27 protein-coding genes are annotated in these 26,333 nt (G+C 45.5%); 10 read left to right on the forward strand and 17 right to left on the reverse strand.

All coding sequences use genetic code 11. From position 1 onward, the window contains the following. Positions 1-262: 262 nt before the first annotated feature. Positions 263-1,156: an SH3 domain-containing protein gene (locus QUA53_RS22980; RefSeq protein WP_333100019.1), complete on the forward strand. Its 894-nt coding sequence runs from the start codon at positions 263-265 to the stop codon at positions 1,154-1,156. Between the two features lie 259 nt (positions 1,157-1,415). Here QUA53_RS22980 and QUA53_RS22985 read toward each other — a convergent pair whose 3' ends face one another. From QUA53_RS22985 to groES, 6 genes are all read right to left on the reverse strand, one after another. Next, positions 1,416-1,844 (reverse strand): hypothetical protein, encoded by a 429-nt coding sequence (locus QUA53_RS22985; RefSeq protein ID WP_333100018.1) that lies wholly within the window; start codon positions 1,842-1,844, stop codon positions 1,416-1,418. Then, complete coding sequence (locus tag QUA53_RS22990; RefSeq protein ID WP_333100017.1) at positions 1,841-2,503, reverse strand: glutathione S-transferase family protein; 663 nt, start codon at positions 2,501-2,503, stop codon at positions 1,841-1,843. The genes QUA53_RS22985 and QUA53_RS22990 overlap by 4 nt, the downstream gene beginning before the upstream one ends. Positions 2,504-2,558: 55 nt before the next feature. Next, a complete protein-coding gene (locus QUA53_RS22995) occupies positions 2,559-3,062 on the reverse strand; it encodes a hypothetical protein (protein WP_333100015.1) in 504 nt (167 codons plus the stop codon). Beyond that, positions 3,016-3,510, reverse strand: a complete 495-nt coding sequence (locus QUA53_RS23000; protein ID WP_333100013.1) for a hypothetical protein — start codon at positions 3,508-3,510, stop codon at positions 3,016-3,018. Before QUA53_RS23000 ends, QUA53_RS22995 begins: the two co-directional genes overlap by 47 nt. A 156-nt stretch (positions 3,511-3,666) precedes the next feature. Continuing rightward, positions 3,667-5,307: a chaperonin GroEL gene (gene groL, locus QUA53_RS23005; RefSeq protein WP_333046934.1), complete on the reverse strand. Its 1,641-nt coding sequence runs from the start codon at positions 5,305-5,307 to the stop codon at positions 3,667-3,669. A gap of 138 nt (positions 5,308-5,445) precedes the next feature. Further along, complete coding sequence (gene groES, locus QUA53_RS23010) at positions 5,446-5,757, reverse strand: co-chaperone GroES (protein WP_333100012.1); 312 nt, start codon at positions 5,755-5,757, stop codon at positions 5,446-5,448. Between the two features lie 258 nt (positions 5,758-6,015). Here groES and QUA53_RS23015 point away from each other — a divergent pair, with 258 nt between their 5' ends. The 7 genes from QUA53_RS23015 to QUA53_RS23045 all read left to right on the forward strand — a co-directional run bounded on the left by QUA53_RS23015 (position 6,016) and on the right by QUA53_RS23045 (position 12,213). Continuing rightward, positions 6,016-6,441, forward strand: coding sequence for a ferredoxin (locus QUA53_RS23015; protein WP_333100022.1), 426 nt, complete (start codon positions 6,016-6,018; stop codon positions 6,439-6,441). A gap of 649 nt (positions 6,442-7,090) precedes the next feature. Continuing rightward, a complete protein-coding gene (locus tag QUA53_RS23020) occupies positions 7,091-7,741 on the forward strand; it encodes a response regulator transcription factor (protein ID WP_333038438.1) in 651 nt (216 codons plus the stop codon). A 342-nt stretch (positions 7,742-8,083) separates the two neighbouring features. Next, positions 8,084-8,605, forward strand: a complete 522-nt coding sequence (locus QUA53_RS23025; RefSeq protein ID WP_006633075.1) for a LabA-like NYN domain-containing protein — start codon at positions 8,084-8,086, stop codon at positions 8,603-8,605. Positions 8,606-8,786: 181 nt separating this feature from the next. Further along, entirely contained in the window at positions 8,787-10,427 is a 1,641-nt protein-coding gene (locus QUA53_RS23030; RefSeq protein WP_333100010.1) for a 2-isopropylmalate synthase, read from the forward strand. Positions 10,428-10,569: 142 nt separating this feature from the next. Then, positions 10,570-11,370: a class I SAM-dependent methyltransferase gene (locus QUA53_RS23035; RefSeq protein ID WP_333100009.1), complete on the forward strand. Its 801-nt coding sequence runs from the start codon at positions 10,570-10,572 to the stop codon at positions 11,368-11,370. Between the two features lie 46 nt (positions 11,371-11,416). Then, positions 11,417-11,734, forward strand: coding sequence for an antitoxin family protein (locus QUA53_RS23040; RefSeq protein WP_333100008.1), 318 nt, complete (start codon positions 11,417-11,419; stop codon positions 11,732-11,734). Further along, on the forward strand, positions 11,728-12,213 hold the full coding sequence (locus QUA53_RS23045; RefSeq protein WP_333100007.1) for a type II toxin-antitoxin system VapC family toxin: 486 nt from the start codon (positions 11,728-11,730) through the stop codon (positions 12,211-12,213). The genes QUA53_RS23040 and QUA53_RS23045 overlap by 7 nt, the downstream gene beginning before the upstream one ends. 74 nt (positions 12,214-12,287) lie before the next feature. Here QUA53_RS23045 and hisC read toward each other — a convergent pair whose 3' ends face one another. The 4 genes from hisC to QUA53_RS23065 form a co-directional block, all read right to left on the reverse strand. Continuing rightward, positions 12,288-13,334, reverse strand: a complete 1,047-nt coding sequence (hisC, locus tag QUA53_RS23050) for a histidinol-phosphate transaminase (protein ID WP_333100005.1) — start codon at positions 13,332-13,334, stop codon at positions 12,288-12,290. Positions 13,335-13,407: 73 nt separating this feature from the next. Then, positions 13,408-14,121 carry a glycerophosphodiester phosphodiesterase family protein gene (locus QUA53_RS23055; RefSeq protein WP_333100002.1) on the reverse strand — a complete coding sequence of 238 codons (714 nt, stop codon included), beginning with the start codon at positions 14,119-14,121 and terminating at the stop codon, positions 13,408-13,410. Beyond that, positions 14,118-14,969 (reverse strand): alpha/beta hydrolase, encoded by an 852-nt coding sequence (locus tag QUA53_RS23060; protein ID WP_333100000.1) that lies wholly within the window; start codon positions 14,967-14,969, stop codon positions 14,118-14,120. Before QUA53_RS23060 ends, QUA53_RS23055 begins: the two co-directional genes overlap by 4 nt. A gap of 172 nt (positions 14,970-15,141) precedes the next feature. Further along, positions 15,142-16,422, reverse strand: a complete 1,281-nt coding sequence (locus QUA53_RS23065; protein WP_445305249.1) for an esterase-like activity of phytase family protein — start codon at positions 16,420-16,422, stop codon at positions 15,142-15,144. A gap of 33 nt (positions 16,423-16,455) precedes the next feature. On the opposite strand from QUA53_RS23065, the gene QUA53_RS23070 reads away from it, so the two are divergent. After that, positions 16,456-17,778 carry a tetratricopeptide repeat protein gene (locus QUA53_RS23070; protein ID WP_333167004.1) on the forward strand — a complete coding sequence of 441 codons (1,323 nt, stop codon included), beginning with the start codon at positions 16,456-16,458 and terminating at the stop codon, positions 17,776-17,778. A gap of 70 nt (positions 17,779-17,848) precedes the next feature. Here QUA53_RS23070 and QUA53_RS23075 read toward each other — a convergent pair whose 3' ends face one another. Then, positions 17,849-18,370: a GNAT family N-acetyltransferase gene (locus tag QUA53_RS23075; RefSeq protein ID WP_333099994.1), complete on the reverse strand. Its 522-nt coding sequence runs from the start codon at positions 18,368-18,370 to the stop codon at positions 17,849-17,851. A gap of 451 nt (positions 18,371-18,821) precedes the next feature. Between QUA53_RS23075 and QUA53_RS23080 the strand changes: the two genes are divergently transcribed. Next, positions 18,822-20,858 carry an ABC transporter ATP-binding protein gene (locus tag QUA53_RS23080; protein WP_333099992.1) on the forward strand — a complete coding sequence of 679 codons (2,037 nt, stop codon included), beginning with the start codon at positions 18,822-18,824 and terminating at the stop codon, positions 20,856-20,858. A 117-nt stretch (positions 20,859-20,975) separates the two neighbouring features. Here QUA53_RS23080 and QUA53_RS23085 read toward each other — a convergent pair whose 3' ends face one another. The 6 genes from QUA53_RS23085 to QUA53_RS23110 form a co-directional block, all read right to left on the reverse strand. Beyond that, positions 20,976-21,290, reverse strand: a complete 315-nt coding sequence (locus QUA53_RS23085; RefSeq protein WP_333099991.1) for a hypothetical protein — start codon at positions 21,288-21,290, stop codon at positions 20,976-20,978. A 173-nt stretch (positions 21,291-21,463) separates the two neighbouring features. Then, positions 21,464-21,682 carry a hypothetical protein gene (locus tag QUA53_RS23090; protein WP_333068674.1) on the reverse strand — a complete coding sequence of 73 codons (219 nt, stop codon included), beginning with the start codon at positions 21,680-21,682 and terminating at the stop codon, positions 21,464-21,466. 144 nt (positions 21,683-21,826) lie between these two features. Next, a complete protein-coding gene (locus QUA53_RS23095) occupies positions 21,827-23,044 on the reverse strand; it encodes a DNA double-strand break repair nuclease NurA (protein ID WP_333099990.1) in 1,218 nt (405 codons plus the stop codon). 405 nt (positions 23,045-23,449) lie between these two features. After that, positions 23,450-24,244: an HAD hydrolase-like protein gene (locus tag QUA53_RS23100; protein WP_333099988.1), complete on the reverse strand. Its 795-nt coding sequence runs from the start codon at positions 24,242-24,244 to the stop codon at positions 23,450-23,452. A 230-nt stretch (positions 24,245-24,474) separates the two neighbouring features. Next, entirely contained in the window at positions 24,475-25,209 is a 735-nt protein-coding gene (locus tag QUA53_RS23105) for a DUF928 domain-containing protein (RefSeq protein ID WP_333099987.1), read from the reverse strand. 141 nt (positions 25,210-25,350) lie between these two features. Continuing rightward, positions 25,351-26,088 carry a DUF928 domain-containing protein gene (locus QUA53_RS23110; RefSeq protein WP_333099986.1) on the reverse strand — a complete coding sequence of 246 codons (738 nt, stop codon included), beginning with the start codon at positions 26,086-26,088 and terminating at the stop codon, positions 25,351-25,353. Positions 26,089-26,333 lie beyond the last annotated feature (245 nt).

A 26,333-nucleotide genomic window follows, 5' to 3' on the forward strand; every position in this document is an offset into this window, starting at 1 on the left:
TATCCTCGAATGCAGGAACCTCGCTCTGTCTTGAAATCTAAACGGAGGGCGTGATTGAGACTTTTTCAGTGCCATTGATTTATAGGCGTAGCAGCTTTATTTGTCTTCGTTCAACTCACCAAACATTAAATAATATAAATAAAACTTGACTTGCGGTACTAAAAAAGTTATATAGAGCTTTTTGGTGGAAGACAAATCAATTTTTTTGCTATATTGACCTGCAATTAAGATAATGATTGTGGTTAAGTGAGGAGTTGAACGGATGAAAAACTTGAATTGCTGGAATAAACCCGCTGCATTGCTGGGCGCGATCGCGATCGTAGCCGGAAGTTTGCAGGCGAATGCCATCGGTGTTGCCGCCCCATCAACATCCACTGTCAGTCAAGATGCGGAAAATATTTCCTTTGAAGATAGCGCCACGTTTCAAATAGCCCAGGCTGGGAACCTTTGCCGTAAAGTCACTCCCAAAGAAGGTTTGACCGTTCGCCAGAACCCAGACCCCAAATCCCCTAGAGTGGGCGGGGTAGGACTTAACACTCAGGTAACGCTCTCCCAAGGCGCTACTTCGGTTAAAGCCTCCGACGGTCGCCTCTGGATTCAAATTACCGCTCCCGTCACAGGGTATGTAGCTAGCGGCTATCCCAACGACGAAAGTAATTTAGGTTCGTGCACCATTAGTCAAACTCCTTCCCCAAGTCCCGCACCAGCACCAGCGCCAGCACCTGCACCTGCGCCAGCGCCAGCACCTGCGCCAGCGCCAGCGCCAGCACCTGCACCTGCGCCAGCGCCAGCGCCAGCGCCAGCACCTGCACCTGCGCCAGCGCCTGCACCAGCGCCAGCGCCAGCGCCAGCACCTGCACCAGCGCCAGCGCCAGCACCTGCACCTGCGCCAGCGCCAGCACCTGCACCTGCAACTGGTCCCGTAAGTCTGTGTCGCCAAGTAGAACCTCGCGTAGCGCCGAGGGGTCTAGCTATCCGCACCGAGCCTTCCAAGACTTCTGCTGTTAAAGGCGGTGTAGCGGCTAACGGTCAAGTAACGCTTGTGCCGAACTTCCAGTTAGTGAAAGATAAGAATGGAGAAAATCGCAATTGGGTTGAGATTTCAGCCCCTGTGCCCGGATTTATCTCGGCTGGAAATTTGATCATGTGCAAGTAAATTTCTGAGTTCGATCGCTTTTTTTGACTAAAAGAGCGATCGACACCAAAAATAGTTTTAAGATTGTCCTGCAACCAGGGAACAACGCCGAGCCCAGACTGCTTCTGCGGCTTACGAATGAATAACTTATTTCTATCGGGAAGCAGCGGTAGGGAATCTTTCTGTGCCTCTGTTTTTCGTGAGTAGTGTCAAGTCCTAGCTTGGTTCCTCGCAACGCACGCGGGATGAATGAATTTAAGCAAAAAGCCGATCGACCTTTCTAGCTACAGAGGCCGCTTGCCCAATCTTGGTGTCCGCGATTTGGTTGACACTTCGATTGTCGGCCAATCCAGACAATTTCCCACTTATTTTGCCTGAGTCTGAGTTCGATGCGGTGCCGCATTGCAGCAACAAAATCGTCAGCTAAACCGAGGATGGTTTCGCCAATTACCGCTGTTTCTCGCGTGGGATATTCAACTGAAATTTGGTCGCTTTTTCGACCTTCAGATTCTGTGTCGCTGCTAAAGAGTTTGGCTGCGATATCTTTGGGATTGGAGACGGTAATTTTGCGATCGGCAAGAAACTGTTTAGCGTTAATTGCTTCGTAGTTCGATCGGGCGGCGGGCTGCCCCATTGCTGCGATGGGAATTTGGATGCAGGCGAAAATAGCTAGGAAAAAGAGCGATCGCTTGACAATTGATTGGTTCATGAGGCTTGAGATTGTGCGAGAAACTTTTGTCTCCGAGATACGAAAGCCGCCAAGTCTGCCTCGGTGAATTGAGTTTGCTGCCATGAGGGACGCGACATTAGTCGATCGCACCAAGCTTGAATTTTAGGATAGCCGTCTAGGGACACATCAACCCAAGATAGCAAGGGCACGACGGTGCCGGCAACGCACTCGGCAAAGGTAACAGTGTTGCTAGCGAAAAAAGGGCGATCGTCCAGCAAGCCTTCAAAGAATGTCAGCACAGTATTGACTTTTTCCTTAGCCTTGGCGATTTCCTGCGCTGGTGGAGTTCCCCAGCCCATTTTTTCACTGCTTAGTGGGTTAAGTCCCGGTAGAAGTTCGTTAACCGTGACCAATTCTACCATCCTCACAACTGCCAAATCTTTCGGTTCTTTTGGCAGCATTGCCGGTTCAGGATACTTCGTTTCTAGATAGTCAAGAATTGCTAGAGACTCGACGACAGTGAAGTCATCATCGACCAAAACAGGGATGCGGTGAAAAGGATTCATTGCGATAAAGTGTGGCTGCAAGTGATCGCCATCCAAGTGGATTTCTACTAATTCAAAGTCGAGGTTTTTTTCGATGAGGGCGATCCACACGCGGCGGGAGTTGGGGGAAATGGGAGTATGGTAAAGTTTCATAGCTGGTGGGGGTGGTTATTGAGAGGTAATAAAAGCCACACTTTGATTATGCACCTTAACTGTCATTTGATTTATTTTCTCCAACTTGGTCTTTTCCAGTTTCACAATCTCCACTGTCGTCTAAATTTTTACTTTCATCGGAAACATCATAATTATCCATAATTTCAAGCAATAAATGCTTTAAATTCTTATCAGGTGGTCGTTTTTCAAATTCTGCGGGGGTATAAATCCATATAAATCCTACTTTTTTTTCAATAAAATTGATTAGATATATAAGTCGCCCTTGTCCTGCTTCTCCGCTAGGAATTTGAGGCATTTTAAATTCTAACTTCCACAATTCCCATCCATCGCGGCTAGTGCCTTTAGGCCACTGCTCCAAATGTCCTAAAGGTGGACGGGGGCGGGGTTCAACACTCAATATTTTGATAAATTTTTCTATAAGGGCGACAAATTCTGCTTTTCCTGTTGGATTTTTGCGATATCTATCACGGAGCAGTTTTTGCTGCGTTTTCTCAAAGTTCGTTAAGAGCTTGATCTGAAATTTGCCTGAGTCGTTCACACGCTTCCTCCGCACTCATATCTTTACTATTTTCCCAATCAGTAAAAGCCTCTTCTATAGCTTCAGATAGTGCTTTTTGATAAGCCATATCTTCGCGTTCAACTCCACTTAAAATTGCATTAACAAGTCTGTTAAAGGCATTATTATAAGCTACAAAACTATCGAGTTCGCCTTTATGTACGATCCAAGGTAAAGCGATAGCTAAAGAAAAACGCCGTAAAAATTCAATAAAAACTCCCTTAATCCCTTGAGGGGGTTCAATTAAGGCATAGGCAAAAATTTTGAGTAATTCTCGTGTTTCAGGGGGAATCTGATCCCAACGAGCGTCAATTATTACAGCTAAATTGTTTGCTTTTTGAGCCAGTTCCCAAAACCTTGAAGCGCTGGACGTGCGGGGCTGAAATATCTGCCGAATTTCGCTGGGGCTAATTGTAATAGTGGCTGACATTTGCCTGACCTCTTGCGATGCGATCGCTTTACGGATACTCAATAATTCTTAGTATATCAGTCAGGCTATACAAAAATTTAGCTGTCCCCTGGTAGTGACAGCTATTTCTATGAAAAAGGCGGGCCCTAAAGCCCGCCCCATCAAACGATCGATTAATTAGTAATCGAAGTCGCCGCCGCCCATGCCGCCGCCAGCGCCAGCAGCAGCGCCATCCTTCGGTTCAGGCTTGTCAACCACGATGCACTCGGTTGTCAGCACCATGCCAGCAATAGATGCGGCATTTTGCAGAGCAGAACGAGTCACCTTCGCGGGGTCAACGATACCAGCTTCAAACATATCGACAAACTCATTTGTCGCTGCGTTAAAACCGACGTTAAACGGCTTTTCTTTGACGCGCTCAGCAATCACAGCGCCGTTCAAACCAGCATTTTCAGCAATCCGCTTCAGAGGAGCAGCCAGAGCCCGTGCCACAATCAAAGCACCGGTCAATTCTTCGCCCTTCAGGCTGCTGTTAGCCCACTCTTCCAATTGAGGAGTCAGGTGAGCCAAAGTTGTACCGCCGCCAGGAACAATTCCTTCTTCTACTGCAGCTTTGGTAGCGTTGATCGCATCTTCCAAACGCAGTTTGCGATCCTTCATTTCGGTTTCGGTAGCCGCGCCGACTTTGATCACTGCGACGCCGCCAGCCAATTTGGCCAAACGTTCTTGCAGCTTTTCTTTGTCGTAGGAAGACTCGGTTTCGTCCATTTGACGGCGAATTTGTTCGCAGCGGGACTTGACGGCGGCTTCGTTACCTTCGGCAACAATTGTGGTGCTGTCTTTGGTGATGGTGATGCGGCGGGCTTTGCCGATCATGTCGAGCTTGGTATTTTCCAGTTTCAAACCGGCGTCTTCGGTGATTAGTTGACCGCCGGTCAATACGGCGATATCTTCTAACATGGCTTTGCGTCGATCGCCAAAACCGGGTGCTTTAACAGCAGTCACGTTCAACACACCGCGCAGTTTGTTGACAACGAGGGTAGCTAAAGCTTCTTTCTCAATGTCTTCTGCAATGATCAACAGCGGGCGGCCGGAACGAGCTACTTGTTCGAGCACGGGTACTAAATCTTGTACCAGAGCAATTTTCTTGTCTGTCAGCAAGATGAAAGGTTCTTCTAGAATCGCTTCCATCCGTTCGGTGTCGGTGACGAAGTAGGGAGAAATGTAGCCTTTGTCGAAGCGCATCCCTTCGGTGATTTCCAATTCGGTGGTCATAGACTTCCCTTCTTCCAGGGAAATCACGCCTTCTTTGCCCACCTTGTCCATTGCGTTGGCAATCATTTGACCAACTTCATCGTCGTTACCAGCAGAGATGGAGCCGACTTGAGCGATGGCTTTGGAATCTTCTACTTGTTTGGCGTGTTCGGCAATTTTTTCTACCAAAAACGTGGTTGCTTTGTCAACACCGCGCTTGAGGGCGATCGCATTTGCACCGGCGGCTACGTTACGCAGACCTTCTTTGACCATTGCGTGAGCCAAAACGGTAGCAGTTGTGGTACCATCGCCTGCTGCGTCGTTGGTTTTGGAAGCGGCTTGACGGATCAGGGCAACGCCTGTATTTTCTACGTGATCTTCTAGTTCGATTTCTTTGGCGATGGTAACACCGTCATTGACGATCTGAGGAGCTCCGAATTTCTTTTCGAGAACCACGTTACGGCCTTTGGGGCCGAGGGTTACGGCTACTGCTTCGGCCAGAATGTCCATACCGCGTTCGAGGGCGCGACGTGCATTTTCGTTGTAGATGATACGCTTAGCCATAGTTTTTGGGGATTTGAGGGTTTGAGATTTTGGATTGGGGATTATGGATTTTAGTCATTTGTCCCGTGTCATTAGTTGTTTGGCGGCGTTCGCTTTAAACTAATGACTGATGACTAAGGACTGATGACTAATGATTAATTAGTTAACGATCGCCAGAATGTCTTTTTCTGCAAGCAAGACGTATTCGTCTGTGCCGAGTTTGATGTCGGTGCCGGCGTACTTCGAGTAGAGAACTTTGTCGCCGACTTTTACTTCCATTTCAGTGCGGGTGCCGTCGTCGTTGCGCTTGCCGGGGCCCACGGCCGCGACTTCGCCTACTTGGGGCTTTTCCTTAGCTGTGTCGGGCAGAAGGATGCCGCCGGCGGTTTTTTCTTCGCTAGCGCTTACTTTCACGAACACGCGCTCGCCTAACGGTTTAACGGTAGAAACACTCAGTGATACTGCTGCCATAAATAAATCTCCAGATTACAGATTGTCGTGAGTCAGTCGTCAGGGGTCACGATGAAAGCAACAGCGGACTACTTACAACTGACATATTAGCACTCTCGACTCCTGAGTGCTAATTTAGCTTTAGTCAGGGTCGATCGCAACTTAGTTGTCAGTACGGGTTCCCGAACCGAGCATGAGTTGGAGGCAAGGAGAGGGGGGAGTGGGGGCTGTGGTGATGACTTTCGATCGCTAACCAATTACTTTTGATTGATGAAGACAATGACAGAAAATAACGAGGAATCTTGCAGCCAAGGCTTGAGCGCTTGCGTCCAAAGCTTGGGAATCGATCGAATCGAGCGGCATATTTTTATCTGTGCCGACCAAACCGTGCCCAAGTGCTGCGACCGGCAAACCAGTCTGGAGGCTTGGAATTACTTAAAAAAACGCTTGCAAGAATTGGGGTTGGACAAGCCAAGTGCCACTCGACCAACCTGCGTCTTTCGCACGAAAGCCAATTGCCTGCGAGTATGCGCGTCTGGCCCGATTATGGTAGTCTATCCAGACGGAGTGTGGTATCGCGACGTTACTCCACCCGTCATTGAGAGAATTATTCAGGAACATCTCCTAAACTCAAAGGTAGTTCAAGAATACGCTTTCTTGACTCATCCTTTGCCTGTGCCTGCTGAGGCCCAGCCAAACATTTAAGTGTAGCGCTGTTTAAGGTACAGCGTTATAGGTAAAGTGTTAAATTTAAGGTTAAGGGTGAGAATTTGAGATAGTTTGGCGTCCGGGCGATCGCACCTGCTACAGTTCAATAAAACTGTAGTTAGGTTCTTGTCTTACTTGTGCGGCTTCCCGCGATCCTGGGGTTTCTCAAAAGGTACAGTAAAAAAAATCGATCCGAGGAACTGTGAAATTTTGTGCAAAAATTTCTCAGTGGCAGACACTAAGCAGGTTGCCAAACTACACTAAAAGCAGTTAAATACGTAAGTAGGGAGTCTGCTTAAATTTCTCTATATCAGAAGTATCATTTAAAACCGGGGCATTAACCTGAAATTGAACCGATCGAGATTAACTATTTAACTTGGGCTCTGTTAGGGAGTCTCCAATCAATCAAGGCTGATCTTGGTAGGGCGATCGTCCATTACAGGTTTGGGCTGCATTCCAGGTCGTAAGACACTGACAAACAGCCGTCAATTATAGGTTGGAAAGCGGTAATACCCGCCCCGCTTTCCCTCACCGCCATCCCTTCAGCCGACCGTCGTCCTCCACTCCCAGCCTGGTGGCGGGGGACTGAGGGAAAAAACAGAAGTGAAAACAAGGAAGTGTGCGGGATACTTTAGCGGGAATAAACATGACAAAGGACAATAATTCAGGAGAGCAAAAACGGCTGATGCTGGTTGACGACGACCCCAACTTGATCTTGCTCGTCAAGGACTACTTGGAGTTTCGGGGTTACAACGTCATTACAGCAGAAAACGGCAGAGACGCTCTGGAAAAACTAGAACAAGAAGTTCCCGACTTGATTATCTGCGATGTGATGATGCCGGAAATGGACGGCTACACTTTAGTCAAACACATCAGGGAAGACCCTCGCACTAGCTGGATTCCCGTTCTTTTCTTGTCCGCAAAAGGTCAAAGTTCAGACCGAGTAAAAGGCTTGAGCACTGGGGCTGACGTTTATATAGTCAAGCCTTTTGAACCAGAAGAACTGGTAGCCCAAGTGGAATCTTCTCTGAAAGCAGCATCCCGCTTGATTCGCCACTCAAATCCCGGTATGGAGAGTGGCCCAAAAATTAAGGCGCGCCGCAATGTCGAATTGACTCCCACTGAGTTAAAGGTGGTACAGTTGCTAGCGCAGGGCATGGCAAACCGCCAGATCGCAGACGTGATGAATGTAAGCCAGCGGACTATCGAAAGCCACGTCAGCAATATGCTGGGTAAAACAGGTCTGCACAACCGGACAGAGTTAGCTCGCTGGGCTCTTGAAAGCAAAAAGGCTTGAGCGGAGGTAGTCTGCGCTATGAAATCAGGGGAGCAAAATCTACTGCTATGCGTTTCGGTATGCCTGATTGGCGGTAGGGCGGTGGGCGCGGTAGTGTAGTTTGAAGGCGCCATTAACCTTGACACGGCAGCCGGTATTGAGTTACGAGGCGTATAGTTTGTGAGAGCCCCTCGCTCAAATGCAAGGAGGGTTAAAAGAACCCTCTGGCGGTAGAGCCGAAAATATGAAATACTGGGGAGATGGAGTTTTCTGAAGTTTAATCTATTGCCTCAGTTAGCTCCATGTTGCTAAAATGTGATATTTAGATTAACTTCTTTCTACAATTATTAGGTCTAAGTTTCTATGACAAACTTAATGAACCGCCTTTCTATTTTTGTGGACGGGAACAATATGTTCTACGCTCAACAAAAGAACGGCTGGTTTTTTGATCCTCGCAGGGTGCTCGAATATTTCAAAACTTCGCAGCCGAATGTCATCTTGATCAATGCTTTCTGGTATACGGGCCTAAAAGACCCCCAAGATCAAAGGGGATTTCGAGATGCTTTAATCAGTCTAGGTTACACGGTTCGCACTAAAATTCTTAAGGAATATTACGACGATGCTTCGGGCAGATATTCTCAAAAGGCTAATTTAGACATAGAAATTGTGGTTGATATGTTTAATACCGTGGATCAATACGACCAAGTTGTGCTCTTTAGCGGGGATGGAGATTTTGAGCGGGCGATCGAACTTCTCCGCTCGAAAAATACTCATATTACTGTGGTATCAACCGAAGGAATGATTGCTAGAGAGTTACGAAATGCTACAGATAGGTATATAGACCTAAATGAAATTAGGGAACATATCGAGAAGATGGATTATTAGTCATTAGTCAGTAGTTATTAGTCATTAGTCATTAGTCAGTAGTTATTAGTCATTAGTCAGTAGTTATGGGTTAGGGGTTATTAATTATTCGTTATGGGCGCGAGACAGGGGACTGGTGACTGGAGGCTAAAAATCCAGAAAAACGGACAAGTAAAAATCAGGAAAACACTTTTTTAGAGCTATGAAAACTCAACCAAGTCAAGACCGAATTATTATTTTCGATACGACTTTGCGCGACGGAGAACAATCTCCGGGTGCATCTCTGAATGTGGATGAAAAGCTGACGATCGCTCGCCAGTTAGCGAGATTGGGCGTAGATGTGATTGAAGCGGGTTTCCCTTTCACCAGCACGGGAGATTTTGAGGCAGTCCAAAAAATAGCCCGATCGGTTGGCACAGAAAATGGGCCGACAATTTGCGGTTTAGCGAGGGCGAGAAAGGAGGATATTAAAACAGCAGCAGAGGCTCTGAAACCAGCAGCAAATTCGCGAATTCATACGTTTCTGGCTACGTCTGATATTCACTTGGAGTATAAGCTGAAAAAGACGCGGGCTGAGGTTCTGGAAATTGTGCCGGAAATGGTGGCTTACGCTAAGTCTTTTGTGGATGATGTGGAGTTTTCGCCGGAAGATGCTTGTCGATCGGAACCGGAGTTTTTGTATCAGGTTCTAGAACGGGCGATCGCAGCGGGTGCGACTACTGTTAATATTCCCGATACTGTCGGCTACACGACTCCGAGCGAATTTGGGGCTTTGATTCGGGGAATTAAGGAAAATGTGCCGAATATCGATCGCGCAATTATTTCGGTGCACGGTCACAATGACTTAGGATTGGCTGTTGCTAACTTTTTGGAAGCCGTGAAAAATGGCGCCAGACAGTTAGAATGCACGATTAACGGGATTGGCGAACGGGCGGGAAATGCAGCACTGGAAGAGTTGGTAATGGCGCTTTACGTGCGGCGCCAATATTATAATCCGTTCTTGGGCAGGCCTGCTGATTCTGAGGAACCGCTGACAAATATTGACTCGCGCCAAATTTACAAAACTTCCCGCTTGGTTTCCAATTTGACGGGGATGTTGGTGCAGCCAAATAAGGCGATTGTCGGGGCAAATGCTTTTGCTCACGAGTCGGGAATTCACCAAGACGGAGTGCTGAAAAATAAGCGGACATACGAAATTATGGACGCTGAGTCGATCGGCTTAACTGAAAACCAAATCGTTTTGGGCAAATTATCCGGCCGCCACGCATTTCACACTCGCTTGAAAGAGTTGGGTTTTGAAATGGCAGACGATGAGCTAAATAAGGCTTTTGTCAAGTTTAAAGATTTGGCAGACAAGAAAAAAGAGATTACTGATTGGGATTTAGAGGCGATAGCCAATAACGAAGTGCACCAAGCACCGGAACTTTTCCGGTTAGAATTGGTGCAAGTTTCCTGCGGCGACAAATCTCGCCCGACAGCAACAGTCACTGTGCGGAATCCGGCGGGCGAAGAATTGACCGATGCTGCGATCGGCACTGGGCCTGTGGATGCGATTTACAGGGCAATTAACCGGGTGGTAAACGTACCGAACGAGTTGATCGAGTTTTCTGTACAATCGGTAACAGCGGGCATAGATGCGATCGGCGAAGTAACAATTCGCTTGCGGCACGAAGGCAAAGTATTTTCCGGTCACTCAGCCAATACTGACATTATCGTAGCGTCCGCAGAAGCATACATCAGCGCTTTAAATCGCCTGTATCAGGCATTGCAGTCTAATCCTGAAAAAGCCTTGGAACAGCCAACTGCGATCGGAAATCAAGTTGTTGCAAAAGCACAGCGCTGATAAATTTCTTGTCAGCCATTTTTCTTGAAACAAACCGCAGACGAACCCAGATCGAAGCAGATAAATCTCAATTAATCTGCCTTAATCCGGGTTTATCTGCGGTTTAAAATTACTGTTTGTACTAATAACCAACTCTTGAAAAATGCAAGACGAAACTTTAAAAAAAGAACGACAATTCCACGATGCTTGGGCATCCACAATCGATATTGACGGCATTCGAGTCAATGATTACTTTGAAGCTTGTACCGCCCCAGAAAATAGATTTATAGTCCAGCAAATGGGCGATATTACAGGCAAACGCCTGTTAGATTTAGGCTGTGGCGCGGGAGAAAATAGCGTTTATTTTGCTAAAAAAGGTGCAAAGTGTGTGGCTGCTGACTATTCTCAGGGCATGGTAGAAGTTGCTCTGAAATTGGCTGAGAAAAACGGCGTCAAAATAGACGGCTGCACGGTGAATGCAATGGCAATGGATTTCCCGGACAATAGTTTTGATATTGTTTATGCTTCTAATTTGTTGCACCATTTACCGGAACCAGAAAAGGCAATTCGCGAAATGCACCGCGTCCTGAAGCCTGGGGGTAAGGCTTGTTTTTGGGACCCGATGAAGCACAATCCGGTGATTAATGTTTACCGTAGAATGGCCACTGAGGTGCGGACGGAGGATGAAAGTCCTTTGGATATTAATATTGTGAATTGTGTCAAGTCTTTGTTTTCCGAGACGGCTTATGATACGTTTTGGCTGACATCGCTGTGGATTTTTTTGCGCTTTTATTTAATCGAAAAAGTGCATCCGAATGAGGAGCGTTATTGGAAAAAGATTATCATTGAACAAGAGAGATTGAAACCGGAATACTCTCGGTTAGAAGGGTTGGATGTTTTTGTGAAGAAGTTGCCTTTGATGAAGCGCTTGGCTTGGAATTTGGCTGTGGTGGCAACGAAGTAATTAAAAGAAGTACAATAAGTCACAGCATTTAATTAAGAGGCTAATTATGCCAGAAACTATTACTGCTATCTACGAAAACGGGGTTTTTCGTCCTCTGAGTCCTTTGTCATTGAATGATGGGGAAACTGTGCAAATCACAATTGTAGCGGAAGTTTCCCAGGAAGAACTCAAGGACGATCGCGAAAAGGCGATTAAGTTGATGGATGTACGAGGATTGGTGCGTTTGCCAAATAAACAGGGTAAGCTCCATCGAGCCGAATTAATCAAGCGCGCGCAGCAGTGGCGCGAATTGATGAAAAAAATGGAATCGCTACCGGGCAAGCCTCTCTCAGAAATCGTTATCGAGGATCGGGGCCCGTGGTAAATGCTTATTTTCTGGATACTAGCGCTTTAGTCAAACGATACGTGCCTGAAATAGGCACTGACTGGATTTTATCGATTACCGATCCTGCTACAGATAACGATTTAGCTATTAGTCAGATTACTTGGGTGGAGGTACACAGCGCTTTTGCACGCCGTCTGCGGGATGGAAGTTTGTCTGCGCAGCGCTTTGATTTAATTCCGCAAAAAGTTAGGGAGGATTTTGAAAATGAATACCGAGTCATAGATATCGATCGAACTTTGATAGAAACAGCCACCGAATTGGTGATGCAACATCCGCTGCGCGCTTATGATTCTGTGCAGTTAGCGTCGGCTTTGCGCTTTCAATCTACTACTCTCCTTTCGCCGCCAGAAACTCGACTGGTTTTTGTTTCGGCGGACAACCCATTGCTGGATATTGCTCAGTCGGCCGGGTTGACTATTGATAATCCTAATAATTATCCGTACTCAAGCTGTGTGTAGTCAGGAATGCCAGTCTCCATAAAAATTAGAGGACTAAAGTCATCACTATAAACTAATTTTAGTGCGATCGTTATTTAGAGAATTTCTTTCAAAGTTTTCACTAAGATTTGATTCTGTTCCTCCGTACCTACACTAATCCGCAATTTGTCTTCTAATCGCGGCTGATTGAAGTATCGAATCAATATTCCCCGTACTTTGAGTGTTTGATAAATCCTTTCTGCATCGCCGTTTGGTGGCCGCACTAACAAAAAGTTGGTTTGCGACGGCCAAACGTCAAAGCCTAATTCCCTGAAGCTAATGGCTAGTTTTGCTCGCGAAGCCTTAATCTTTTCGGCGTTGGCTATTTTGTGGTCTCGATCGGCGATCGCAGCCGCCCCCACTGCATAAGCTAAAGCATCCACATTATAGCTGTCTTTGATTTTATTTAATTCTGCCAGCAGCGCCGGATTGGCTATGGCAAAACCCAGCCTCAATCCTGCTAGGGAATAACCTTTTGAAAGCGTCCTCAAAACTATAACATTACTGTACTTTTTTGCCAAGTTCAAAGCATTGTCTTCGGCGAAATCTACATAAGCTTCGTCGATGACAAGAACGCCCGATAACTCTTTAGCCAGTTTCTCCAAATCTGCAACAGATATTGCTGTTCCCGATGGACTGTTTGGCGAAGCTACAAATGTCACTGCACCCTGGGCTGCTATTAGCAAATCGACTGGTAACTTGTAGTCGTCGGGATAAGGAACTTCAACAAATTCTGCATCTTGAATTTGTGCCAAAGTGCGGTACAATACATAGGTTGGCGCGGGACAAACAATCTGTTTCCCAGATTCGCCCACAGCGCGAACTATCAAGTTTAATAAATCGTCGCTGCCGTTACCTACAACAATCCAATCGTCAGCAACTCCCAAAACTTGACTAGCAGCAATGCGGAAAAGTTTGCCAGTTGGATCTGGATAGCGCCGCAGCATTTCTCCGTCTATTTCCTGAAGCACTTTTAAGGCTTTGGGAGAAGGCGGATAGGGATTTTCATTAGAATTTAGTTTAATAATTTTTGTGCCTAGCGGTGGCTGTTCCCCCGGCACGTAGCCAGACATTTCGTGGATGCTTTTGCGAAAGTAATTCATCTATTAATTGAGTTTTGTGGAACTGGAATCTTGCCCGTTCTTAATAAGGGTGCAATATCTCAAGTTAAACAAATTATATCAAACAATTAGTGACTATCCGCGTTATACCCAAATCAATTAACTTTTGCATATCCGCTCGATCGTCCACCGTCCAAGCCACAATGTCAACTCCCTGACTTCGGCTTTCTTGAATTAGTGCGGGGTTTTCCAGCAACACGCGATACTGACTGCTAATCAAATTATCCTGATGTGCCACAGCTTGAGCAAATTGAGTTTTGTACGCTTCTAGATTAGCAACAATGTGTCCGATCGCCAAATCGGCAGATAGCCGCCGCACTTGTTCCAGAAATCCATCGTTAAAAGAAGTAATAACGCATTTATGTTGGATCTCTGCGCCCTTCAAAGTATTGACAAAAGCCGCGACATCTGCATCAGACCACTCGCAGTGCGGCTTGACATCAAAGTAAAGAAATTTGTCAACATTTTTGAGGATAGCTAATGATTCTTTTAAGGTAGGAATTTTTTGTTGTGAAAATTCATCGCTAAACCATTTTCCCGCATTAAGTGTTTGCAATTGAGACAGAGTGTTTTCCCTAACTTTGCCAGAAACTCCCGTGATTCTATCTAATGTGGCGTCGTGAAAAATCACTGGTACGTTGTCGGCGGATAGCTGGATGTCAAATTCGATCGAATGAGCTCCACGGGCGATCGCCAATTCAAAAGCTGCTAAAGTATTCTCGGGGGCGATCGCCGAAAATCCCCGATGTGCGATAATTTCTAAATTCACTGTCTTGTACCCTCTAAAAAATCTGCCACAGTTTGATTAAAAGTTTCTGGTTGAGTCAAAAAACACCAATGATTCCCCGGTACTTTTGCAACGGTAAGATTTTTCAAGTATCTCTTGTATGGCTGCATTTGCCAATCCATGCGATTTACGCCTTTTTCCGGCTGTACAAACAAAGTCGGTATCTCAATATTTTCAGTTAAACCGGCCACTTTCATCACTTCTGAAAATATCTGATTTCTTGCTGCAATCGCAAATTTACTGCCCCAACTTCCGTCTGATTTTTGTTCGATTTGGTGTTGGAATACCATTTGTTGCACGTCACTCCAATCTGCGTATTCTCCCGATTGTTTTGCTGCTGCTTCTGCTTGGGATAAAGTCGCAAACGGGCCCACACATTTGAGACAGTCTAATTTTCGGTAAACAATTGGCAGGGTGAGTTTCATCGCGGCGGGCAGTTTGGTGATGAAGATGGGGTCTACTAAAATCATACTGCAAAAGCGATCGGGATTTTGCCTCGCCCAAATCGGTGCTAGTTTGCCCGTCCAAGAATGTCCTAAAATGTGGGCATCTGGCCAGTTGAGATGTGCCATCAAAGCTTCTAAATCTGCGATCGCACTTTCAAAAGTATAGTCGGTTTTCGGTTTGCTAGTCTCTCCGTGACCGCGCATATCTGGCGCTACAATATGATAGTAGTTGGAGAAATAATTGCCCAAGCTATTCCAGACAGACGCACTATCTGCTAAACCGTGTAACAACAGCAAACGCGAAACTTTTTTACCTGTTTCTGGCTTCCATTCTAGGTATGAAAGTTCCATTCCGGGCAGGTGCAAAGTATTACGAATTGGCATGATTAGGGGGTTTTATAGTTGGAGAAATTTGATTGAACTTTTTTACGAACAGGCAAGATGCCTGTTCCACAAATAGTGAATTTTCTTCTACTGTTTTCATAAACAGGCAATATCCCTGTTTCACAAAGAATAAATCTTCTTGTAGGGTGGGCTTCTAGCCCGCCCTTCTAACTTAACCTTTGCCCTTCAAACTCAACAAGATAAACTGAGTTTTCTGCGCTTCATCAAAATTATCATCGCTGACCAAAACTAGACTCTGGCTGCCATCTGGCAAGCGCGGGCCGAGGGTCATCCCTTCTAAATTGTACAGCGGAATTCCGAGTTGGCTTAAGTCTAGCAGCAACTTTTTCTTAACAGGTTCGACTGCCACTCGCCCTTTAAAACTCTGGATTCTCGAAGTATCTGTAGCCGCCCCAACCGCTACTTGATAAATCCTAGCGCCGTATCCCGACAGCCCAAAAGAACGTTCTAAACTCAGAATCTGACCGCCACCGACAGTTACTAATTCTGTTAAACCGTTCAAAATAGTCATGGGAACTTGGTCGAGGGTATAAAGATTTTCTGAGACTAATTGCGGCGTTTTATCGACGATAATATAATGTAAAAGACGGAGTTTGCTTGCCTGTTCCGGGTCTAAATCTTGCATTAACTGCGCTTCCGTAGCTGCAAACAAACGAAACGGATCGAGACCGCCTTGACTAAAGGTTTCTGGGTCGATGGTTAAAGATTCAAAACCTAAATTGTCCACCACTCCTTGCTGCTGTTTTTCATCGCTGGCATCGGGAATATAGCGCTTGGGTATCGGCAATTTTCCCCGCATTTGCCCTGTTTTGAGGTCAAATTCACCGAGAAAAGGAGGGATACCAACATGAGTGACGCCTTCGCTGGCGACAAATACTGAATTGCGGGGAGAAAGGGCAATGCCTTCGGGATTGATGGAACCCCAAGAGAAGGTTTCACCGTCTGCTTTTTTGAGGGATGTAACGCCTTCAACGGTAACTTTTTTTAGGCGAATATTTGATGGATCGCTTGATGTGATGTCGAGTCGGAGACTGTAAAATCTGGCTTCTCCGTTTTCGCTGGGGTCGTCGGAAAGAGCGTAAAAGCGATAAGCTTTGGAACTGACTGCGCTAATACCTTTGGGGTCGTAGGTAATTGCTGACAAACCGCCGACTGGTACTCCTTCAAAATTGATTTTTGGCAATTCGTACTCTCCCAAAAATTCTAGAGACATTTCTGGAAAAGAGCGGTCTTTTGCAACTGCGGGAGGGGGGGCGCAAGCTGTGCAAACAGTTAACAGAATTAGGGCTAGACTAAATAAGTGTAAAATACGTTGGCGAAGCCCTCGAAGAGGATCCCCCAACGCCTTTAAATCAAAAGAATTGCTCAGTGTGGTAAGTTTTATTTTGTTGCTCTTGTTGAACAGTTTGCTTTTGTGCCATCTTTGTGACATAATTTATACCGTTTTGTAGATATGCAAAACTTGATGTTTCCAGAAGAGATGCCGAATCGCGGCAACCAAATTTTAAGAATGAGAAGTTCTGTGCCAATTGGGTGCTTGCTTTTCTTGTGGCTGTGTGCTGGTTCTATTGCTAGCGCCCAAACTAATCCACCAGGCCTCGATCAATTTTCTCCTAATCCTCTAGAAATTACCACACCCGATCCCCTAGCTCCCGCTAATGAATCTTTGAGCAGCACTCAGCGGGACGAACTGACAGCGGCTTTGGAGCAGTTAAACTTAGAAGCAGCGGCTAAACTGGAAGCTGGAGACGGCGCTGGTGCTTTTGAAATTTGGTTCCGAGAATTGCGGCTGCGGAGGTATTTGGGCCCGGCGGCGGAAATTGCTGCTTTGAGTCGGGTGGGAAATGTTGCTTGGAGCAATGGTAAAAACCTCGAACTACAGCTTATTACCAAACGGTTGCAAGCAATTCAAAAAGAAGTCAAATCCCAAGTACCACTTAATACTGAGTTGCTCCCCGCCTTCGCTGCGGCTTTTCAGCAGGTGCGCGCTAAAGGCCCGACTGTAGAAGTTTACCAAGAAATTCTCGAAAATGCGCGCCAAAACGAAGATATATTGGCTCAAGGTCAGATTTTGAAGGCGATCGCGCTAATTCACGTCAATTGGTTGAGTTACGATAAAGCTGCTTCCGTGTATGAGGAATTGGCAACTTTAATTCAGGAAAACCGCGCTTTATTTGCTGCTAATTCTGCTGTACCAAATTCTGCTGTTGTTGCGGGAAACGGCGCGCCGCCGCAACCTGTAACTCCTCCAACTGAGGTAGATACTCTGAGACAGTTAGCTTACGTTTACCAGCAGTCAAAACAACCCCTAAAGGCGATCGCAGCAAGGGAAAAACTAGCATCAGTGTATCTTAACTTGCAAAATCCCAGCGCTATACCACCGCTCAAAATTGCGATCGCCAGCGATTATCAAACCATAGGTCAAATCAATTTAGCAGCTCAATACTATCAGGAAGCATACAATTTAGCCGTCCCTATTCAACAGTATGCCCAGGCTAGCGAAGCTTTGGATAAATTAGCTTTACTTTATCGAGCGCAAAAGCAGTGGGAACAGACTTTGCGGATTTATCAAATGCAGTTGCTGTTAGAAGAGCGGGCTTACAATTTCTACGGATTGATGAACACTTATGACAATATCGGTCAAGTTTATCAAGAGATGAAGGCTTACGATAAGGCTTTGGAATCCTATCAAAAAGGGTTAGACGTGGCTAAAAAATTGGGACACCGACAAGAGTATTTTGCTAAGAAAATTCAAAAAGTTAACAAGCAATTGCAAAGGACTTCGTAGTTGTCAGCCGACAATAATGCCAATTTGCGATGTCAGTAATTTAAATGCAGTAAGGTGCGCAGTGCGCACCCTACGAAAATACTTGGGACTGGTAACTTTCTCGCGATATAGAATAATACACTACATCTGTTTCGTAGTAGTGAGCATTTTTTTCATATTTCATGCCAACTTTCTGTATCACCCGCTGGGAGGCGATATTTTCTGGGCGGGCGATCGCAACTATTCTATCAAACTGTAAGATTTCAAATCCATACTTTAGACTAGCAAAAGATGCTTCTGTTACCAATCCTTGATTCCAATAAAGTTTGTTGAGTACATAGCCGAGTTCAACTTCCGATGTTCTGTCCAGAAAACCCAGTCCGCAGCGACCTATCATTTTACGGTCTATTTTATGTACTACAGCCCACATTCCAAAGTTGTTTTCTTCCCAACGTTTGAGCATGGTATGAATGGCGATTTCTGTTGCTTCTCTACTTCTAACTCCTGTGAGGTATTTCATGGTTTCCGGATCGCTGTAGATGGGGTACAGATCATCTAAGTCGTCAGGTGTAAATTTTCTCAGATACAATCGTGCTGTCTCTATTTCGTGCATAATTTATCAGTACAAAGTCTAATACACTTTCCTTGGGACGAGGGTGAAATGTAAAATTAATTTCTTCAATGGAGTGAAGTGTATTTTTAAAAGCAAGCATTTAACCAGCAAATAAAACCCGTGGCCAACTCTATGTCTAAAGGCATAAAGTGGCAAGTAGGGGGTATCCGCTGTTGTAATAAATATGGGTGACTGAGCGCTGTCTGGTTCGAGAATTTGCTGGAGCTGTATAAGATTTCCTAATTTAACTGACTCTATTTGCTACAATTGTTAGTTGGATATATTGTACAGCTTTTTTGCTCAAATCTGAGCGAACTGATCTCGCCAGCCAGCCCTACAAGCCGCGCAGCGAAAAAAAGCTCCATATCCTCAGCAAAAGTCCCCAAATTTAGCAGCATAATAGCTTTTGCAATCTAAAATCTAAAATCTAAAATCTAAAATCTAAAATCGGATGACAATTTCCTCACCAGTAGCAGACACCAAAAACAAATCCGGCCAGGAAACAGACTGGCGGTTATTCATGAGGTTGGCATCTTACGCAACCCGCAGCAAACGCTTGCTGATTATTTCGATCGCACTATTAGTACCACTAGCAGTCTCAGGAGCAATTCAACCGATTCTCATCGGACAGGCAATTTCGGTAATTCGCTCGGAACCTACCTACGAATTCTTGCGGGGATTGTCTCTATCTGCTGCCTTGAATATTTTGGCTATTTTGCTCATGCTAACTATAACACTTAGATTAGCACTGCAATCAGTTCAAGGCTATTTAGTCACGAAAGTAGGGCAAATAATTACTACAGATATTAGAAATGATTTGTTCGCCCACGTCACATCGCTAGCAGTGAGATTTTTCGATCGCACTCCTGTCGGTAAATTGATGACTCGCCTCACCAGCGATGTGGAAGCTTTGGGAGAGGTTTTCTCTTCAGGGGCGATCGGCATTGTCAGCGATTTATTTTCCATTTTAGTAATTGCCATTTTCATGTTTACCATGCAGTGGCAACTAGCTTTAATGTTGGTGCTGATGATGATACCAATTACGGCAGTCATAATTTATTTCCAGTACCAATATCGTATAGCAAATTACAATACCAGAGAAGAGCTTTCCGATCTCAACGCCCAACTGCAAGAAAACTTGACTGGTATTGGTGTAGTGCAGCTATTCCGCCGCGAAAGATTCAACTCAGAATTGTTTCGCGTCACCAATAAACGCTACATTAAAGCAGTTGATAAAACTATATTTTACGACTCAGCCGTATCTGCGACATTAGAATGGATTGCTTTAGTAGCGATCGCAGCCGTTTTGTGGATGGGGGGTCAAAGGGTTTTAGCCGGTAATCTTAACTTCGGTACTCTCTCGGCATTCATTTTATTTGCTCAGCGTCTATTCGATCCGCTCCGGCAATTTGCTGAGAAATTCACTGCAATTCAAGCCGGATTTACCGCTGTCGAACGCATTAGCGATATTCTCAACGAACCGATCGAAATTAAAGATCCAACTAGCGGCAAGAAGGAAGAGGGAAGAGGGAAGAGGCAAGAAGGAAGAGGGAAGAGGGAAGAGGGAAGAAGGGCAGGTTATTCACCGTTGTTGATAACTGGACATCCAGAGGCAACTGCTTACAACTTGTCTCCATTCGATCGAGAATTGGCAGATCATCATCAAAATCCAGCAAGTTCAGAATATCGTTTATTGCCTAACAATCCCAACCCCCCGAAGCTTCGTGGAGGAGAAAATGCCAAATCGCAGAATTATGAATCTGGAGAAATCCAATTTGACAACGTGTGGTTTGCTTACAAACAAGACGAATATGTCCTGCAAAACCTCAATTTCACCATCAAATCCGGCGAAAAAGTAGCATTAGTTGGCCCTACCGGTGCAGGCAAAAGTTCGATTATCCGTCTCCTGTGCCGCCTTTACGAACCTAGCCGAGGACGGATTCTGGTTAATAATGTGGATATTCGGGATTTGCCTCAAGCAGAGTTACGGAGGCACATAGGCGTAATTATCCAAGATGGCTTTCTATTTGCTGGTGACGTGAAGAGCAATATCAGCCTGGGAGAAAGTTACTCGATTGAGGAAATTCAAGCAGCAGCAGAAAAGACAAATGTTGCCCGGTTGATCGAACAGTTGCCTCAAGGTTATGACACGCAATTGCGGGAACGGGGAACCAATCTTTCGGGTGGACAAAAGCAATTATTAGCGTTTGCTCGCGCCGCCATTCGCAATCCCAGTATCTTAGTGCTCGACGAGGCCACTGCTAGTTTGGATGTGGGAACAGAAGCTTTAATTCAAGAAGCTCTAGAGCGTTTAATGGCGGACAGAACGGCGATAATTATTGCCCACAGGCTCTCGACTATCCGAAATGTCGATCGCATTTTAGTGCTCAAACGCGGGCAGTTAGTAGAGTCTGGCAGCCACGAAGAATTGTTGCAGCAAGAAGGGTTGTATGCCAGTTTGTACAAGTTGCAAATGCTGGGAAGTTAATATCTGAAGGAAGAACGAAGAGGGACAATTTTCGGAATACCCAGATACATGACTTGACGGGGTAAGAACCCCGTCAAGTTTCCTACTCAACCTTTGTTTGCACTTTTTATCTGCGATTCACTTCACGTTAAGCTGAGGAGTCCGATCGCCTAGCCCCATCGCCAATCCCGCCACGTCAGATGCCAGCATCCCACTCAGGAAGGCCCCAAACGCTGTCACCCCCACATTGACTGCATCCAGCGATTGCATCGGGAAAGCGCTGCTGTAGAGAAAGCCTCCAGCAATCCCACCCGCTAGGCCAGAGACTCGGAAGGAAATTTCTCGGAAGGGATCGGGAGGAGGAGGGGGAGGAGGAAACCGCCACCAGGGACCCCTTGGAATTGTTCCGCACCATCCGGCGATCGCCCAAGCAATTAATAAAGCTGTATTCATTTGCTTTTATGTCGATACGTTAGCTTTATTGTGGCGATCGGAGTGAGCGATCGACCAGTCGCTTTTTTGAGTGACACTTATTTGAGCGACAGCCTTCTGTGCAACCACAGCAGACCTAGCATACATTCAATTAAATTTGTCCTCCAATCTAAAATCGCCAATCTAAAATTGATTCACTTGCCTGAAATCATTTTCCCCAGGGTTTCCGGAAGATGAATTATGTGTTGGAAAAGCTGGTTGGGCCCGATGCCAAACAATAACTGCATCGCCAGCACAATTGCTGCTAAAGCAATCGCTGTCCCGATGCTGGCTTTCAACACTTTAAACGCCCAATTAAAGACTAGCCAAGATACAAGTAACGCAGCAATTAAGATAATTAGTTCTATTGGCATATAACATTTGCAACTCTATTTAAACTCTACATAACTTACGGATTAATACCATATAAACTAGGTCTTCAATCTGTATTCAAAGCTCAAATCCAGTATTTGCGAAAAAACCGAGTTTCTGTGTCCACGACTAATTTACTTCTTACTTTAAGCAATACTGCCGCGCTTCCGTGTTTCCTTATAAGAAATTCCCACATTTTTTAAGCCGGCTTTAATCATTTGCTGCTCTAACAAAGCGAAAAAGCGACTTCGATCGCCCCCCGTGACTACCGCTTGATTGTGAGCTTCTGCTAGCGTCACCGGATAGCCGCCGCCTTTGTGTACTTGAGCCAGCATCATTCCTAATGCTAAATCTAGCTGTGCTGTATCTTGTGCTACCCATTCTGGCACTTCTATTCTAGCAATTTCTGTACCAACGTGAACGTAACAGAAATAGACGGAATTAAGGCCGTACAAATCTAAAATTCGAGCTTGGGATTTCCACAAAGGGCTTCTTTGTCCGGGTGACAGGATTGTTGCCCACAATATGGCATCCCGCAAAGGTTCAAATTCTTGACAAGGTGCTTTTTCGGCGAAAGACATTGTGGCGGCAAATCCGACGTTCGGGCAATTTGTCATGCAGTCTGGTACTTCGTGGGTGCAAGCTTCAAACCGCAAAAAAGATAAACTTTCGCTGCTGCGAGAAGCGCTTAAGTATCCTAACAGCGGAATTCCTGCTAAACGCAACTTGTCCCAAGCTTCTAAAATTGGCAGCAAAATTTGATCGCGCGCATCGGTGGGTAACTGTTCCAAAAACCAATAAATCAGGGAACCGTCTACCATTGCTAAAGCTGGCGCGGGCAATTTATTGTCGTTAACCTTTGCCCAATTGCATCCCATTTCTGCTAAGGCAATTGCTTCGGAAACTGCTCGCCGGTATCCCATCCATTCTTCGGTTCTAATTCCCCACTGCCGCGAACCGTACAAGTCTTCGGGTTTGTAGAAAACCTCGGGTACGCTGTCTAAAACTGGGTGGCGGCTTTGTCCGTAGTGCAGCATGACTGTGCCGACGTTTAGCAGGTAGCAGTAGGCTATTTCGTGATGGTTGGGGGAAATTTGCGAGCCGTCTGTGGCAAAGACTGTGTGAGCAGCGGGGGGTGCGGTGATGTAGGTGCGATCGTCTAAGGGCTCGATCGGCGTGGCAGCATTGAATAAAGTGCGATCGCGCCAATTCTCTTGCAATTCCACCAATTTTTCCTGTTCGCCTGCCGCCTTTACCAGCAAATTCTGAGCCACTTCCAAACGCTGGCGAGCGGCCTGAGCTTCCACATTCAAATGTTGGCTCATTCCCTGCATTGCCTTGGCTGCTTTAGTTAAATCGAGCATGGGTTTTAAGTCTCAATATTAGAAAGCTTTCAAGCTGAGAAATTATCAAAACACTTTTCATCTTTTTGGTTACGAAGCTTGGTTTTTGTCATGCACGCAGTTCGATCGACTAAAACACTTCGTGTGCGCCCGCATAAATAGTAAAATAACCTGGTTTTTGAGGTCAAGATTACCTGCAATAGTCTATGAAAAAAAACATTTTTTTGTCGATAGCCTTGCTTTTTTGAGGAGTTTCTGTTATATTTATCTTATAATTGGATGGTGGCAAAAATAATATTTTTGCCACCATCCGATTATATTAAAATACCATGCCTACTCCACAAAAGTCAACAAAAAAGATGTAAAATTTTGTGGTTTTTTGACTTTGAAAAGCGAAAAAAACCACAAGTGTAAATAAATTTAAAATTAACATTCGAGCGGCAGCCAATCGGCAAAATCTCCAGCAAACTGGGACAGAGAAAGCAATTGAACTGGTGGATTTTGAGCCACAGATTCCCGTTCGGGCAAAGTATTGTAACCCCAATCAGCCAAAAATAACCTCACCTGAGATAAATCCGGCTGCTGCTTCACCGACAGCAAAGTTTTTAACCTATCTTCCACAAACCAGATAGTCGAGTCTTTGCCAGACGCTGCCAAAAATTCCCGCAAAATTTGGTGTTTAGGCTTGTTGTATTCCTTACCAAAAATTAACTCGGACGGCATTTGTACCCCTGCTAGCTGCAAAAGTTCCCGCACAAAACGACCTTCCTTCGTAGTGACAATCGCCACTTTCACCGAACTATCCTGCAACGAGTGCAAGCGATCGGCAACCCCTGGATAAAAGCGGTGCAAAGACAGCCACCCAGCTAAATCCTCAGCAATCCAATTATCGCGCAATCCGTCTAACATAGCACCGACAGACTGCGCTTTTAAATTATTTTCGGTCAACAAATACGGTACTATATTGGGCCAATCTAGCAAAATTTGCTCTGGGGAAATTCCTGTCAGTAGTGCGCGGATCAGCAGCGGCATTTCCCAACCAGTTTCAATGGCGGGCCGCACTCGGTAAAAACTCAAAGCTAAATCTGAATCGGGTAATGTTTCGACTGGTTTCCAGATTTGACAGTAGGTACGCCAAGCTGTTTGGAAATATTCGATTAGTCCGTCACAAATCACACCGTCAAAATCAAGAGCTAGAATTGTCGGAAAGTTATTAGCCATCAATCGATTTTAGATTTTGGATTTTGGATTTTGGATTGAAGAATTGAAGGATTTGAGAATTGAACAAAGCGATATCACTGATGAATCTGGGGACTGGTTATCGGATACTATTTTTTGATGGTGCCAGGATAAAGACGGGGGCTTGTACCCTGGCTGCTTTCGGTTACTGGATTGAAGAATTGAAAAATTGACTGTGCAAACACTCAGCAATGATTGGTGAACAGTCGTTATTAAAAAGACTGAACTAGCGGTTGAGTGGCAATCGATTCTAGTCCTTGGGACTGCAACAATTGCGTCCATTCGGTCGTCAGCCGCGAATCATCGGGTGCGAGGCGCCGCATTTCGGCTAGAGTAGCAAGAGTCTCGTACCAAATCCCATTTTTAGCATAAGCAATCACCTTAGCCATAGGGTCGGGATTTGCCAAATCCTTCTTGAGATTTGCCTGGGGTTCAATTCGCTGCATCCATCCTTTAACAATATAATCTCCAGAACGCTCCAGAGGATCGCAGGCTAGTGCAAACGACCACACATATCGCTTACCAACCTCAATATTTTTTGTCTGATCTTTCTCAGAAAGGCTAACTCCCACAATTCCGGCTTTGTCATTTTTGATAGTAGTTTCGTAGACTACTTCTGATTCATCTGCGTTTAGCAAAACAAACTCTACTTGAGCTGCGGGTTGAGAAACATATACAAAAAATGTTGGCGATTCTGTTAGCGTTAAACCAATATTGCTTTCAGGTATTAAGGGAGTAATGAATAAACCATCCCGTAACTTACAGCCTCGATGCGTCCCCCCTTGCCGGTTGTCGGGGGCTGTTACATCTGGGGGTGTGAAATTAACATTCTGACTCAGCAGAATGGGTGCAGGCACAGCCTGCATCGGTGTAAGCAAACTGGGGAGAGTAACGGCGATCGCCAATACAGTCATCGCCAGTGCAGTAAAATGTATAAAACGTTTCATTTTTCCACCCACTTGTAGAAATATTTATAGATCGCATCTCTAATGTTAACCCGGAGTTTTAGCCCCGGGCGCGATCGAGTAAATGGGTCAATTTTCACATCGCCATCGGCAGACCGACAAAACTTCAAGAAATATCGAGATTTAAAGAGGCGCAACCAGTGGTTGAGCTGCAACTGATTCGAGTCCTTGGGATTGCAATAATTGCGTCCACTTGGCTGTCAGCTTCACATCCCCCGGCGTCTGACGCCGCATTTGGGCTAAAGTAGCGAGAGTTTCGTACCAAATCCCATTTTGAGCATAAACGTTGAGCCTAGTCATCGGGTCGGGATTTGCCAAATCGCTCTTGAGAGTTGCCTGCGGTTCAATTCGCTGCACGAACCCTTTAACAACTAAATCTCCAGATCGGTCTTCGGGGTCGCAAACGAGCGAAAATGACCACACGTATCGCTTACCAACTTCAAGGGATTTGTTGTTGTCCGTAGCAGGAATGGTAACTCCAACAATCCCAGATTTGTCCAGTTTAAATGTTTTTTCGTAGACCACTTCCTCTTCCTTGTCGTTGAGGACAGTAAACTCTATTTTTGCCGAGGTTTGAGGAACATAGACAAAAATTGTGGGAGACTCTGTTAGGGTTAAACCGATATTAGTTGGAGGCACTAAAGGAGTAATAGATAAACCCGCTGGACAAAGCTTGTTGCCGCGATGTGTACCTCCTTGTCGGTTGGTGGGGGCTGTTACGTCGGGAGGTTTGAAATTAAAATTTTGACTCAGCAGAAGCGGCTGGGATTGTGCGCGCATCGGTGCAAGTGAACTGGGTACGGTAGCTGCGATCGCAGATACGGCAACCGCAAGTGTAGCCCCATGTAGAAAACGTTTCATTTTGTTGTACCTTTCACTATAATTCCAAACACAGGCATTCGCTGATGGCGACAAATATTTTTGAGCTGCTAGTCGAGGGCGCAGATACACAATTTATACCTTGACATATCATCAATAACATTTATTAATTCGAGCGGCAAGGGGATTCTCTGTCGAAAAACTCAGGTTGCCTAAACCGCAAGTATCATTAGATACAGTTGCTCGCCACGTACTGTAAATTTTTGTAACAAAGCGGTCGGAGTTTC

Source organism: Microcoleus sp. Pol12B3 (genome assembly GCF_036701355.1).
In the GTDB taxonomy this organism is placed as follows: domain Bacteria; phylum Cyanobacteriota; class Cyanobacteriia; order Cyanobacteriales; family Microcoleaceae; genus Microcoleus.